The following is a 13456-nucleotide window of genomic DNA, read 5'->3' on the forward strand; positions in this document are numbered from 1 at the left end:
GGGCGCCCGGAAAGGGCGCCCGCCGCTGGAAGTTGAAGTCTGTGCTGCCGCCTCGCCGAAAGCTACTGCCGGGGCGTGCGGACCACCTCGCTGATCCACTGGCGCGTCTTCTCGTCGACGGGACCGGCCACGCGGTCACGCCCGGCAGCGCCACGGCCGACACTGCGCCCAACCAGGCGCCCAACGCGGGTCTGCCCGGCACCGCCCGACCCACCGCGGGTCTGCCCGGCAGGGTTCTGGCGGGCCGCGCGGTCGGCTTTGACCTTCTGGAACACCATCCTCCCGAGGCCAGCGAACACGGCGACGGCCATCACAGGCAACAGGACGGATTTCGAATTCTCAGCCATTCCGCAATCCTACTGAGCGCGCCCGCAGCGGACCAGAGCCGGCGTCGTTCTTCCCTCGCTGCGGCGTCCGCCGCACCGAATACGGAGAGGTGCGCCGCGGCCGGTAGAATAGGCATGCAAGCTCGCGGAGCGCCCGTCCACACCATGCCATTTAAATGCCCTGCCATTTGAACCGGCCAGGCAATTTTAAGGAATGGCGTGAGACGGCACCACTCCGCTGCGCCCTTACCCAATGCACACGCACAGGAGTTACCGGATGCCCCGGATCGTTGTCGACGTCATGCCCAAGCCCGAGATTCTGGACCCGCAGGGGAAGGCCATCGTGGGAGCACTCCCCCGCCTGGGCTTCACCAGCTTTAGCTCTGTACGCCAGGGCAAGCGTTTCGAACTGACCGTTGACGGCGAGGTGACCGAGGACATCCTGGCCCAGGCCCGCGATGCCGCCGAAACCCTGCTGTCCAACCCGGTGATCGAGGACGTCGTGAACGTCGAGGTCGTCGAGGCCTGAGATGACTGAACTTCCCCTGATCGGCGAGGCAATCGCCGTCGCCGCCGAACCGCGCCTCGCGGGCGCGAAGATCGGCGTCGTGACTTTCCCCGGCACCCTGGATGACCGGGACGCTTCCCGTGCGGTCCGGCTCGCGGGCGGCACGCCCGTGGAGCTCTGGCACGGAGACTCCGAACTGGGCGACGTCGACGCCGTCATCCTGCCGGGCGGATTCTCCTACGGCGATTACCTGCGCGCCGGCGCCATCGCGCGCTTCGCCCCGCTGATGTCGAAGATCATCGACGCCGCCAACTCGGACGCCAAGCTGCCGGTGCTCGGCATCTGCAACGGCTTCCAGCTGCTGACCGAGTCGCACCTGCTGCCCGGTTCCATGATCAAGAACGACCACCTGAAGTTCATCTGCCGCGACCAGGTGCTGCGGGTCGAGAACAACAGCACCTACTGGACCGGGGACTACGCCGCGGGCCAGGAAATCACGGTGCCGCTGAAGAACCAGGACGGCCAGTACATCGCGGACGAGAAGACCCTCGACGCCCTCGAGGCCGAGGGCCGCGTGGTGTTCCGCTACGTGGGCTTCAACCCGAACGGGTCGCGCCGCGACATTGCCGGCATCTCCAACGCCGCCGGCAACGTGGTGGGCCTCATGCCGCACCCCGAGCACGCCGTGGAGGTGGGCTTCGGCCCCGAGTCGCTGGACGGTATCGGCGGGTCCGACACCGAAGGCCTCGGTCTCTTCACCTCGGTACTCAACAAGATTGTGGGAGCGAACTAATGACCGAGATCTCTACCAGCTCGATCACCGAGACCAAGAAGTTCAACATCGACACCGTCGAGCACGCGGCCAAGACGCCGGACACCGAACTGCCGTGGGCCGAACTCGGCCTGAAGCAGAACGAGTTCGACGAGATCGTCAAGGTCCTGGGCCGCCGCCCCACCGGCGCGGAACTCGCCATGTACTCCGTGATGTGGAGCGAGCACTGCTCCTACAAGTCCTCGAAGAACCACCTGCGCCAGTTCGGCGAGAAGGTGACCGACGAGATGAAGAAGGACATGCTGGTGGGCATCGGCGAGAACGCCGGCGTCACCAACCTGGGCGACGGCTGGGCCGTGACCTTCAAGATCGAGTCCCACAACTCGCCGTCGTTCGTTGAGCCGTACCAGGGTGCGGCCACCGGCATCGGCGGCATTGTCCGCGACATCATCTCCATGGGCGCCCGCCCGGTTGCCGTGATGGATCCGCTGCGCTTCGGCGCCATCGACCACCCGGACACCGCCCGCGTCATGCACGGCGCAGTCGCGGGCATCGGCGGCTACGGCAACTCCCTGGGCCTGCCGAACATCGGCGGCGAGATGGTCTTCGATTCCGTTTACCAGGGCAACCCGCTGGTCAACGCGCTGGCCGTGGGCGTTATGCGCCACGAGGACATCCGCCTGGCCAACGCCTCCGGCAAGGGCAACAAGGTGGTCCTGTTCGGTGCCCGCACCGGCGGCGACGGCATCGGCGGCGCCTCGGTGCTCGCCTCCGAGTCCTTCGATGACACCAAGCCGTCCAAGCGGCCCGCGGTCCAGGTGGGCGACCCGTTCGCCGAAAAGGTCCTGATCGAGTGCTGCCTTGAACTGTTCAAGGGTTCGCTGGTTGAGGGCATCCAGGACCTTGGCGCCGCGGGCATCTCCTGCGCCACGTCCGAGCTCGCGTCCAACGGCGACGGCGGCATGAACGTCGAATTGACCTCCGTCCTGCTGCGCGACCCCACCCTGACCCCGGGCGAGATCCTGATGTCCGAGTCGCAGGAACGCATGATGGCAGTCGTGACGCCGGAGAACGTCGAAGCGTTCGAAGCCGTCATGGACAAGTGGGCCGTGGAATACGCCTGGCTCGGTGAAGTTACCGACAGCGGACGCCTGATCATCACGTGGGAAGGCGAAGTCATTGTCGACGTCGACCCGCGCACCGTGGCCCACGACGGTCCGGTCTACGACCGACCGTTCGCGCGCCCCGAGTGGCAGGACGCCCTCCAGGCCGACTCCTTCACCGGGTCCGTCCAGGACGCCGGCCGCCCCTCCGCCCCGGCGGAACTGGCCGCGGCCGTCACCGAACTCGTTGCCTCGCCGAACATGTGCGACAAGTCCTGGATAACCAACCAGTACGACCGGTACGTCGGCGGCAACACCGCCCTGGCGTTCCCGGACGACGCCGGCGTGGTCCGCGTGGACGAGGAATCCGGTCTGGGCGTTGCCCTGGCCACCGACGCCAACGGCCGCTACACCTACCTGGATCCGTACCACGGCGCCCAGCTGGCACTGGCCGAGGCCTACCGCAACGTGGCCACCTCCGGCGCCGTGCCGATGGCCGTCAGCGACTGCCTGAACTTCGGTTCCCCCGAGGACCCGGACGTCATGTGGCAGCTGGCGGAGGCCATCCGCGGCCTTTCCGACGCCTGCATGGTGCTGGGCATCCCGGTCACCGGCGGCAACGTCTCGCTGTACAACCAGACCGGCACCACGCCCATCCACCCCTCCCCGGTGGTGGCAGTGCTGGGCAAGCTCGACGACGTTGCCCGCCGCACGCCGTCGGGCTGGCGGGAAGACGGCGCAGCCATCTACCTGTTGGGCACCACGGCCGCAGAGCTGGACGGCTCGGAATGGTCCAACCTGCGCGGCCACCTCGGCGGTTTGCCGCCCAAGGTAGACCTCGAGGCCGAGCGTGCGCTGGGCGAGATCCTGATCAACGCGTCCCGCGACGGCATGGTGGACTCGGCCCACGACCTCTCCGAGGGCGGCCTTGCCGCGGCCCTCGTTGAAGCGTCGCTGCGCTACGGCGTGGGCGCCCGGATCGCGCTGCAGGACGTCCTGGACCGCGACGGCGTGGACCTCTTTACCGCGCTGTTCTCCGAGACCCAGGGCCGCGCCGTCGTGAGCGTTCCGCGTTCCGAGGAAGTGCGCTTCAAGGACATGTGCACCGCCCGCGGCTTCGAGCACCTGCGCATCGGCGTGGTGGACGCAGCCAGCGGACAGCTGGAGATCAACGGCGTGGACACCCTCTCGCTGGATGCCCTCCGCGAAGCCCATGAGGCCACGCTGCCGAAGTACTTCGGCTAGTCCCCACCGCCGCCCAGGCCAAACGACGCGGGGTCACTTCCCGCCCAATAATCCACCCGGATTGGGCTCGAAGTGACCCCGCGTTGCTTTAATCTTCGCTGTGGATCTCCCGCTGCCGGGCGCTTAGGAGCTCCAGCTCGGGGCGGTACGCCACGAAGCGTTCGACGGCGGTGAGCACCTCCACGAGGTGCGCCCGGTCCGCGGCAACCAGGCCCGCGCCGATCCTCGTGCGCCGGTACTGGTCATGATCCCCCACCTCAGCCACGGAGACGTCATAGCGCCGTTTGACCTCGGCCAGCAGCGGCCGAACAACAGACCGCTTCTCCTTGAGGCTGTGCACGTCGCCGAGAAGGATGTCGAACTCGATCCAGCCGATCCACATGCCCTTAATGCTAGCGGCGGGGTTTAGATCGTGAGTTCGCCCATCGCGTCCCAGCCGTCGCCGTCGAGCTGGCGGCTGATGATGCGCGGGGTCTCCGCGAGGGCCTGCGGCATGTCCGCCATGGCCTTCTTGAAGTGGGCGCTGTTGACATGGTCCCCGGCGGCATCGTCCTGGAACGCTTCGACCAGGACGAACTCGTTGGGGTCGTCCACGCTGCGGGACCAGTCGAACCACAGGTTGCCCGGCTCCTGGCGGGTGGCCTCGGTGAAGTCGGCCACGAGGCCGAGCCATTTGTCGGACCAGTCCGGCTTGACCTTGAACTTGACGACGATGAATATCACGGGATTTATGCCTTTCCTTGGGTTTGTGCGTTCTGTCCGGAGGCGAGCGCCTGCTCGCACTCCTCGATGGCCTCGCGGGCGTACTTCTGCTGGGCCGGGGTTCCGACGCGTTCTGCCCACTGCTCGGCCAGCTGGAACTCCACGAGGGCCTCGGTGAGCCGGCCTGCTCCGTGCAGGGTCCAGCCCAGGTTGTTGTGCAGCGCCACCATCCAGCGCTTGGTCCGCTCGTCGTGGACCGTCGAGGCGTACTCCAGCGCGCTGCGGGTCCAGAGCTCCGCATGGGCGGCGTCGGCGATGGCCAGCATGTGCAGTGCGTCCACCGCAAGGAACTCCTCGCCAAGATGGTCACCGAGCTCGGCCGCCTGCTCGAACAGGGGCACCGCCATGGCCGCGTGCCCGCTCGAGTTCAGGACCCTCCCGCGCTCCAGCAGGACGCGGACACCAACCGTCGGCTCGTCCCCATCAATTGAGTCGAGCAGGGCGTCGGCCTCTTCGAAGCGGCCCTGGAGCCCGATGGCCCGCCCCAGCTGCGTGGAGAGTTCGGCCCGTTCGTCGGCGTCGTACCGCGGGTCGGCCAGCGCGTCCCGGAATCGCTGCTCGGACAGCTTCGGATCCTCGAAGTTCCACAAAAGGTCAAGGCTCTTTTGGTCCAGCATGTACCTCTCCTGATCAGCTTTCACCTGCGGCGAGTTGGCGTGCACCTTCAATGTATCGGGAAGTCATGAGGCGCTGCGCGCGGCGGGCCAGCGCGCCGCCGGCAGCGTAGAACCAGTTGGACGGCCGGCTGAACGCCGTGATGCTGAGGCAGACCCGTCCCTGGGCATTGATCTCCACCTCGAACGACTCCTCACCGCGCACCGGGTGGCCCGGCAGGGAGCCGTAACCGAAGCCGGCCGACTGCGGACCGCCGCCCGGCACGGGACGGTGCACCCACACCACCTCGCAGGGCACATTGAGGCGGAAGGGCCCGACGCCGAATCCGCTCACCACGCGCGCGCCGGGAACAACGACGTCGGACTCGGCCCGGACCCGCAGCCCGGACCGGCGTTGCAGCTCCCAGGCCAGGATCCCCTGGGCCACCCGGCGGTACACGTCAGTCCCATCCCCCAGATAGGTCCGGGATGCCGCATGCCGGTATCCCGCCGGTGAGCCGCCGTGCTCGGTGGCACCGATCTCCGCGTAGTTGAGGGCACCCCGTGCCAGCCGCTTTTCAGCCATTGCGCACCTGCCCGGCCCAGCCAAGCTGGTCCCGCTGTTTCCGGCTCAGCGAGGCAACCACAAGGTCGTAGGAGTCCTCCACCATGTCCCGGACCATGTCGTCCGGCAGGCCGCCGTCCAGCCGGACGCCGTTCCAGTGCGTCTTGTTCATGTGCCACGCCCCGGTGATCTCGGGATGCACGGCCCGGAGCTGTTCCGCCAAGGCAGGCTCGCACTTGAGGCTCACCGACCAGTCATCAGGATCCATGGCAGACAACGCGAACATCTTGGCCTCCTGCCGCGCCCCGCCGGACACGGCAGCCCTGACCTTGAACACCGAGGTTTCAGGACCGAACGGGAAATCCTCGAAGGCGCCGGGAAACGACAGGCAGATTTTTCTCAGGGCGGCTTGATCCATGCTGCGAGCCTACAAACCCTTTCCGGGCGGTGCTAGTCTGCGAACATGGCAGCTGCCCAGGAGACCATCCCTGTGCTCGACCTCGGCTCCGCGCGCCGGGCCGACGGCTCGTTCAACCCGGAATTCATCGAGGAGCTCCGCGATGCCACGCACCGCGTCGGTTTCTTCCAGGTCATCGGCTACGGCGGTGCACCCGGCCAGGCTAAGGAGCTGCTGGCGACGATCAGGCGCTTTTTCGACCTGCCCCTCGAGGAACGCATGAAGCTGGACAACCGGCTGTCCCCGCATTTTCGTGGCTACACCAGGATGGGCACGGAGGTCACGCAGGGAAGGGCGGATGCGCGCGAGCAGATCGACTACTCACCCGATCGGGAGCCCGTGGAGGACTATCCGCCCGAGCAGCCGTACTGGCTCCTGCAGGGCCACAACCTGTGGCCAGAGTCCATGCCGGAGCTGAAGCAGGCGGCGATGGCCTGGGCCGAGCTCATGTCCAAGGTGGGGGCGGAGCTCATGCGGGCCATCGCCGTGTCCCTGAAGCAGCCGGAGAACTATTTCGATGAGCCGTTCGGGGATACCCCCGCCTGGATGGGCAAGCTGGTCCATTACGTCGGCGGCGTGGTGGAAGCAGCCGGAGACCAGGGCGTGGGCTCCCATGCGGACTACGGATTTGTGACCCTCCTGCTCCAGGATGACGTGGGCGGCCTCGAAGTGCTGCCTCCGGGCGCCAGCGCATGGGCACCGGTGGAACCCATCCCCGAAGCGCTGGTGGTGAACCTGGGCGAAATGCTCGAAGTGGCCACCGAGGGGTATTTGGCCGCCACCATCCACCGGGTCAAAGCTCCGCCGCCCGGCGTGGACCGTTACTCCGTGCCGTTTTTCTGGTCGCCCCGCCTTGATGCGGTGATCGATCCGGTGCCACTCCCGACGGAACTCAAGGCCCAGGCGCGCGGCATCTCAGACGACCCCGCCAACCCGATGCTCGCCTCGTTCGGTCTGAACATGCTCAAGGGCCGGATGCGTGCCCACCCGGACGTGACCGAGCGTCACTACCCCGCGCTGATGAGGTCCTGACCCGGAGCGTTGCACGGGCTAGATGCCCACGCGCCACCCTTCGCGGGCAGGGCATGAATTCACGACGACGTCCAGCCCGGCGGCCTTCGCGCGCTCCACGGCCGCGTCGTCGAACACGCCGAGCTGCAGCCACACTGCCTTGGCGCCGACGGCGATGGCCTCGTCAATGACGGGCCCCACCTTCTGGGAGTTGACGAAACAGTCCACGACGTCGATCAGGTGCTTTTCCGCCGGAATCTCGGAGAGGGAGCGGTAGCCCTTCTCTCCGTGCACGTCGTCGCCCGGCAGGTTAACCGGGATGATCTCCATGCCCATGCGGTCGCGGACAAACAGCGAGACGTCGTACGCCGAGCGCCACTCATTCCGGGTCAGGCCAACGATGGCCCAGGTGCCCTTCGTTCGCATGAGTCGGTCGACAACCGCCGGATCGTTTTCGTGAGCCATGCTTCAACTCTACTCCTGCGGTAATTTAGCGGCCTTTTCCGAATATGTGGATGACGGGCAGCGACTGAGGGTCGTGATGAACGAATATTACAGCTCCAAAGGCGCCAATTTTGAGAAATCTTGCAACTCGGCTCTAGTAGATAGTGACCATCCCGAGCGGCCGAGAGACCTGGATCGATGAAGCCGCAGCAACCCCGGTGACGTGAGACGACCATTCCCACGTCACTGTTTTTCCGTTCCGGCGGAGGACCAGGGGTGCTACTGCCAGGACCGATGGAGTGCTGCAATGACCCGAGAGAATACTTCTGCCCTGCCCACCCTTGCCCGGATTCCATCCGAGGCAACCCCACGAACCACTTCGGACGCGACGGCGAACGAAGCAGGGCTGCGTGACGCGCCCGGCTCCTTCAGCGGCTCTTCGGGATGGTCCTCGACCGAGCCAACGGACGGCGCAGTGCACGGCGTCCCCAGCGACGGGCCGGCGCGTCACAGCGGCACCACCCCCACTGTGGACGCCGGCAATGTTGCCTTCTGGGAGGAACAGGCCCTCCGGCTGGACTGGGCCGAGCGCCCCGGCGGCCAGGAATCTGGGACCCGGGACCCTGGCACCCACAGGCCTTGGCACACGGCGCACAGCTGGCGGCCCGCCGACGTCGAAGCCGGCCGTGGGCCGGAGATCAAGTGGTTCGACGGCGGCAGGCTGAACGTCGCGTACAACTGCGTGGACCGCCACGTCGTCGCCGGCCGCGGGGACAAGGTGGCGCTGTTCTTCGAGGGCGAACCGGGCGACCGCCGCGCTATCACCTACGCCGAACTGCAGCGTGAAGTCTCCAGGGCCGCCAACGCGCTGCTGTCCCTCGGCATTACCAAGGGCGACCGCGTGGTCATCTACCTGCCGGTGATTCCGGAAACGGTCATCATCACCCTCGCCGTGGCCCGGATCGGCGCCATCCACTCCCTGGTGTTCGGCGGATTTTCCGCCGAGGCACTCCGGTTCCGCGTCGAGGACACCGGAGCCAAGCTACTGGTGACCACCGACGGCCAGTTCCGCCGCGGCGTCGCGGTGCCGGTCAAGGACAACGCAGACGCCGCCGTCGCCGGGGACAACGCCATCGAGCGCGTCCTGGTCATCAACCGCACCACGGCCCCCGACGATCTCGCAACGGTCCCCATGACCGCAGGCCGCGACGTCTGGTGGCACGACGTCGTCGAACCCGCCTCCGACGTGCACGAACCGGAGGCGTTCGACGCCGAGACTCCCCTGTTCATCATGTACACCTCCGGCACCACGGGTAAGCCCAAGGGATTGGTTCACACATCCGGCGGCTACCTGACCCAGGCATCGTGGAGCTTCGAGCACCTGTTCAGCAACCCGGACCCTGCGCTCCGGGACCAGGATGTGCACTGGTGCACCGCCGACCTCGCCTGGGTCACCGCGCACACCTACGAGATCTACGGTCCGCTCTCCAACGGCGTCACGCAGGTGATCTTCGAGGGCACGCCCAACACCCCGCACCCGGGCCGGCACTTCGAGATCATCGAACGCTACGGCGTCACGCAGTATTACACAGCGCCCACCCTGGTCCGCTCGCTCATGGGCTGGTTCCCGGACGGCGTCCCGGACAGCTACGACTTCTCCTCCATCCGTTTGCTCGGCACCGTGGGAGAGGCCGTTAACCCGGAGGCGTGGCGCTGGCTCCGCGACAACCTGGGTGCGGGGTCCGCCCCCGTGGTGGACACCTGGTGGCAGTCCGAAACCGGGGCCACCATCATGTCCCCTGCGCCCACGGACACAGAATTCAAGCCCGGCTGCGCCGCCCGGCCGCTGCCCGGTGTCAGCACCCGCGTGGTGGACGAGGCCGGGAACCGCACCGCACCCGGGGTACAGGGCTTCATCGTCGTGGACCAGCCCGGCCCGGCAATCGCCCGGACAGTCTGGGGCAACCCGCGCCGCTACTTCGACTCCTACTGGAGCCAGTATGCGGAGCAGGGCTGGTTCCTTGCCGGCGACGGCGCCAAGTACGACGACGACGGCGACATCTGGATCCTGGGGCGGGTGGACGACACGCTCAACGTCTCAGGCCACCTGCTCTCCACGATCGAGATTGAGTCCGCCCTCGTCACCCACCCGGATGTGGTGGAAGCGGGCGTCTGTCCGGTCGCCGATCCCAAAACGGGGCACGCCGTCGTCGCGTTTGTTGTTTTGAAGAACGGGGTTTCGGCGAGCTCAACCAGCGAAACCCTCCGCAACCACGTTGCCAAGGAGATCGGCCCGATCGCCAAGCCACGCGACATCGTCGTTGTCCCCGACGTACCCAAGACCCGCAGCGGCAAAATCATGCGCCGTCTGCTGACCCAGCTTTTCGAGGGAACCGCGCTGGGCGACACCACCTCACTCCAGAACGAACCGGCCATTGCCGGTATCCAGAAAGCGCTACACAGCCGCGCTGCCGCCGTCCCCGGAAACCCCAACTCCGGGCAGAAGTAAAGGAACAATTCATGAATGACATCAGCAACGTAGCCCGTCTTTCCGAACCGCTGAAGTTCGCTTACTGGGTGCCGAACGTCTCCGGCGGCCTGGTGGTCTCCACCATTGAGCAGCGCACCAGCTGGGACTTCGACTACAACAAGAAGCTGGCCCGCATCGCGGAGGAATCCGGTTTCGAATACGCCCTGACCCAGACCCGCTACGCCGCATCCTACGGGGCGGACAAGCAGCACGAGGCGACGTCCTTCAGCCTCGCCCTGCTCGCCGCCACCGAACGCCTCAAGGTGATCGCCGCCGTCCACCCGGGCATGTGGCACCCCGGCGTGCTGGCCAAGTACATCATCACCGCCGACCACATTTCGAACGGCCGAGCCGCCGTCAACATCGTTTCCGGCTGGCTGAAGAACGAATTCACCAACTTTGGCCTCGAATGGCTGGAGCATGACGAACGCTACGTCCGCACCGAGGAATTCATCAGGGTGCTGCGCGGGCTGTGGACCGAGAAGGAGTACAGCCAGGCCGGCAAGTACTACAACATCACGGACTTCACCCTGAACCCGGCCCCCGTGGACGTTCCGGGGCGCGCCCACCCGGAGATCTTCTTCGGCGGAAACTCCACGGCGGCCCAGGCCACCGCAGGCCGCGTCGCCGACTGGTACTTCTCGAACGGCAAGGACCTTGAAGGCTTCAAGGAAAACATCGCCGGCGTCGTCGCTGCTTCGGGTGAGACCAAGCGCGGCACGGAAGGGCAACTGGCCGCCCCAAGGTTTGGCCTCAACGGCTTCGTCATTGCGCGTGACTCGGAGAAGGAAGCCCGCGACACCCTCCGCGAGATCGTGGAGAAGGCGCACAAGCCCGCGGTCCAGGGCTTCCGGGACGCTGTGCAGGAAGCCGGCGCGTCCACCAAGGACGGCAAGGGCATGTGGGCTGACTCCAAGTTCGAGGACCTGATCCAGTACAACGACGGCTTCAAAACGCAGCTGATCGGCACCCCCGAGCAGATCGCCGAGCGCATCGTCGAGTACAAGAAGACCGGCGTGAACCTGTTCCTGACCTGCTACCTGCACTTCCAGGAGGAGGTCGCCGCCTTCGGCCAGGACATCCTGCCCATCGTCCGGGAACTTGAGGCCGACCTGGCCCGCAAGCATGGCACCGAGCTGGACCTGTCCCAGACGCCGGCGGCTTCGGCGGGCTCAGCCACCGGGCTGGTGACTGTCTAGTGGCTGACCGCAAATTCGGATTCCGCACCCGCGCCCTGCACGCCGGCGGCACTCCCGACGCCGAGCACGGCGCGCGCGCCGTGCCCATCTACCAGACCACGTCCTTCGTTTTCAAGGACACCCAGGACGCCGCCAACCTCTTCGCGCTGCAGAAATACGGCAACATCTATTCCCGCATCGGCAACCCCACAGTCGCCGCGTTCGAGGAGCGCATCGCCTCGCTGGAGGGCGGCATCGGCGCTGTGGCGACGTCGTCGGGCATGGCCGCGGAGTTCATCACCTTCGCCGCCCTCACCCAGGCCGGCGACCACATCGTGGCGGCGTCCCAGCTCTACGGCGGCACGGTCACCCAGCTCGACGTGACCCTGCGCCGTTTCGGCGTGGACACCACGTTCGTCCCCGGCACCGACCCCGCCGACTACGCGGCGGCGGTCCAGGAGAACACCAAGGCGATCTTCGTCGAGGTCGTGGCCAACCCGTCGTCGGAGGTCCAGGACCTGGCGGCCCTGGCAACGGTGGCGCACGACGCCGGTATCCCCCTCGTCGTCGACGCCACCTTGAGCACGCCGTACCTCGTGCGGCCGATTGAGCACGGCGCGGACATCGTGATTCACTCCGCCACGAAGTTCCTCGGCGGCCACGGCACCACCCTCGGCGGCGTCATCGTGGAGAGCGGCCGGTTCAACTGGGGCAACGGCAAGTTCCCCACCATGACCGAGCCCGTGGCCTCCTACGGCAACGTGTCCTGGTGGGGAAACTTCGGCGAATACGGGTTCCTCACCAAGCTGCGCTGCGAACAGCTGCGCGACATCGGGCCTGCCCTCTCACCGCAGTCCGCATTCCAGCTGCTGCAGGGCGTGGAGACCCTCCCCCAGCGCCTGGACGAGCACCTGAAAAACGCCCAGGCCGTGGCCGAGTGGCTCGAGGCCGACGAACGCGTGGCCTACGTGAACTTCTCCGGCCTGCCCTCCCACCCGCACTTCGAGCGGGCCCGGAAGTACCTGCCGCTGGGGCCGGGCTCCGTGTTCTCCTTCGGTGTGAAGGGCGGCCGGGCGGCCGGCCAGAAGTTCATCGAGTCCCTGCAGGTGGCCTCGCACCTGGCCAACGTGGGCGATGCCCGCACCCTGGTGATCCACCCGGGCTCCACGACCCACCAGCAGCTCAGCGATGAGCAGCTGGAATCCGCCGGCGTTCCGGAGGACCTGGTCCGCATCTCGGTTGGCCTGGAGGACATCGACGACATCCTCTGGGACCTGGACCAGGCGCTTACCGAAGCGCAGAGCGCGACGGCGGATGACGCCGTCGTCCTCGAAGAACCTGCTGATTCCTGCACGATTGGAGCACGGGCATGAGCACCACTGACAGAACCTGGGCCGGTCCCTCCGCGCCGGAGCGTCTGAACCTGCTGCGGGAGGCGAAGTCGATTGCCATAGTGGGCGCCTCGGACAAGCCGTCCCGGGCGAGCTATTTCGTGGCCACCTATCTGCAATCCTCGACGCGGTACAAGGTGTACTTCGTGAACCCTGTGGTCAAGGAGATCCTCGGCCAGCCCACCTACGCCTCACTCGCGGACCTGCCGGAGAGCCCGGACATCGTGGACGTGTTCCGCAAGCACGACGACCTGCCCGGCGTGCTGGACGAGGCCGTCGCTGCCGGCGCAAAGACCCTGTGGTTGCAGCTCGGATCGTGGCACGAGGGCGTGGCGCAGGATGCCGAGGCCGCGGGACTGAGCGTGGTGATGGACCGTTGCGTCAAGATCGAGCACGCGCGTTTCCATGGCGGGCTTCACCTTGCCGGGTTCGATACGGGAGTGATCTCCTCGAAGCGCCAGGTCCTGGCCTAGAAAAAATGCCGGGCTGGAATTTGATGGGGGACAAGTTCCAGCCCGGCACTCTCACTTTGGTAATCGACAGGGAACCCGAAAGGGTTACGCGGATTCCA

Annotated in this window: 15 protein-coding genes; 8 read left to right on the forward strand and 7 right to left on the reverse strand. The window is 66.7% G+C overall.

What is annotated here, in order from left to right; genetic code table 11:
- Positions 1–62 precede the first annotated feature (62 nt).
- Positions 63–347 (reverse strand): hypothetical protein, encoded by a 285-nt coding sequence (locus tag DBZ45_RS15915; protein ID WP_111904853.1) that lies wholly within the window; start codon positions 345–347, stop codon positions 63–65.
- Between the two features lie 256 nt (positions 348–603).
- Here DBZ45_RS15915 and purS point away from each other — a divergent pair, with 256 nt between their 5' ends.
- From purS to purL, 3 genes are read left to right on the forward strand one after another with little or no spacing between them, the layout of a single operon-like run.
- A complete protein-coding gene (gene purS / locus DBZ45_RS15920) occupies positions 604–855 on the forward strand; it encodes a phosphoribosylformylglycinamidine synthase subunit PurS (RefSeq protein ID WP_003798434.1) in 252 nt (83 codons plus the stop codon).
- A gap of 1 nt (position 856) precedes the next feature.
- On the forward strand, positions 857–1627 hold the full coding sequence (gene purQ / locus DBZ45_RS15925; RefSeq protein ID WP_111904854.1) for a phosphoribosylformylglycinamidine synthase subunit PurQ: 771 nt from the start codon (positions 857–859) through the stop codon (positions 1625–1627).
- Positions 1627–3954 carry a phosphoribosylformylglycinamidine synthase subunit PurL gene (purL, locus tag DBZ45_RS15930; protein WP_111904855.1) on the forward strand — a complete coding sequence of 776 codons (2328 nt, stop codon included), beginning with the start codon at positions 1627–1629 and terminating at the stop codon, positions 3952–3954. Before purQ ends, purL begins: the two co-directional genes overlap by 1 nt.
- Positions 3955–4042: 88 nt before the next feature.
- On the opposite strand, the gene DBZ45_RS15935 is transcribed toward purL, so the two are convergent.
- From DBZ45_RS15935 to DBZ45_RS15955, 5 genes are read right to left on the reverse strand one after another with little or no spacing between them, the layout of a single operon-like run.
- On the reverse strand, positions 4043–4336 hold the full coding sequence (locus DBZ45_RS15935) for a DUF503 domain-containing protein (RefSeq protein ID WP_111904856.1): 294 nt from the start codon (positions 4334–4336) through the stop codon (positions 4043–4045).
- Between the two features lie 23 nt (positions 4337–4359).
- Complete coding sequence (locus tag DBZ45_RS15940; RefSeq protein ID WP_111904857.1) at positions 4360–4677, reverse strand: putative quinol monooxygenase; 318 nt, start codon at positions 4675–4677, stop codon at positions 4360–4362.
- A gap of 5 nt (positions 4678–4682) precedes the next feature.
- Positions 4683–5333, reverse strand: coding sequence for a hypothetical protein (locus tag DBZ45_RS15945; protein ID WP_111904858.1), 651 nt, complete (start codon positions 5331–5333; stop codon positions 4683–4685).
- Positions 5334–5346: 13 nt separating this feature from the next.
- Positions 5347–5895 carry a DUF1990 family protein gene (locus DBZ45_RS15950; protein WP_111904859.1) on the reverse strand — a complete coding sequence of 183 codons (549 nt, stop codon included), beginning with the start codon at positions 5893–5895 and terminating at the stop codon, positions 5347–5349.
- Positions 5888–6292, reverse strand: a complete 405-nt coding sequence (locus DBZ45_RS15955) for an MmcQ/YjbR family DNA-binding protein (RefSeq protein ID WP_111904860.1) — start codon at positions 6290–6292, stop codon at positions 5888–5890. The genes DBZ45_RS15950 and DBZ45_RS15955 overlap by 8 nt, the downstream gene beginning before the upstream one ends.
- A 45-nt stretch (positions 6293–6337) precedes the next feature.
- On the opposite strand from DBZ45_RS15955, the gene DBZ45_RS15960 reads away from it, so the two are divergent.
- Positions 6338–7363, forward strand: a complete 1026-nt coding sequence (locus DBZ45_RS15960) for an isopenicillin N synthase family dioxygenase (protein ID WP_111904861.1) — start codon at positions 6338–6340, stop codon at positions 7361–7363.
- Positions 7364–7381: 18 nt separating this feature from the next.
- Here the strand turns inward: DBZ45_RS15960 and DBZ45_RS15965 are convergent, their stop codons facing one another.
- Complete coding sequence (locus DBZ45_RS15965; RefSeq protein ID WP_111904862.1) at positions 7382–7807, reverse strand: CoA-binding protein; 426 nt, start codon at positions 7805–7807, stop codon at positions 7382–7384.
- Positions 7808–8093: 286 nt separating this feature from the next.
- On the opposite strand from DBZ45_RS15965, the gene acs reads away from it, so the two are divergent.
- The 4 genes from acs to DBZ45_RS15985 are packed head-to-tail and all read left to right on the forward strand — an operon-like array spanning position 8094 to position 13358.
- Positions 8094–10295: an acetate--CoA ligase gene (gene acs, locus DBZ45_RS15970; protein WP_223257117.1), complete on the forward strand. Its 2202-nt coding sequence runs from the start codon at positions 8094–8096 to the stop codon at positions 10293–10295.
- A gap of 11 nt (positions 10296–10306) precedes the next feature.
- Positions 10307–11515, forward strand: coding sequence for a dimethylsulfone monooxygenase SfnG (gene sfnG, locus DBZ45_RS15975; RefSeq protein WP_111904863.1), 1209 nt, complete (start codon positions 10307–10309; stop codon positions 11513–11515).
- The gene (locus tag DBZ45_RS15980) at positions 11515–12867 is read left to right on the forward strand and encodes an O-acetylhomoserine aminocarboxypropyltransferase/cysteine synthase family protein (protein ID WP_111904864.1); all 1353 of its coding nucleotides are present in this window, start codon (positions 11515–11517) and stop codon (positions 12865–12867) included. Before sfnG ends, DBZ45_RS15980 begins: the two co-directional genes overlap by 1 nt.
- Positions 12864–13358, forward strand: a complete 495-nt coding sequence (locus DBZ45_RS15985; RefSeq protein ID WP_111904865.1) for a CoA-binding protein — start codon at positions 12864–12866, stop codon at positions 13356–13358. Before DBZ45_RS15980 ends, DBZ45_RS15985 begins: the two co-directional genes overlap by 4 nt.
- The last annotated feature ends 98 nt before the right edge of the window (positions 13359–13456 follow it).

This window comes from Arthrobacter globiformis (assembly GCF_003261175.1).
Taxonomy (GTDB): Bacteria; Actinomycetota; Actinomycetes; order Actinomycetales; family Micrococcaceae; genus Arthrobacter; species Arthrobacter globiformis_A.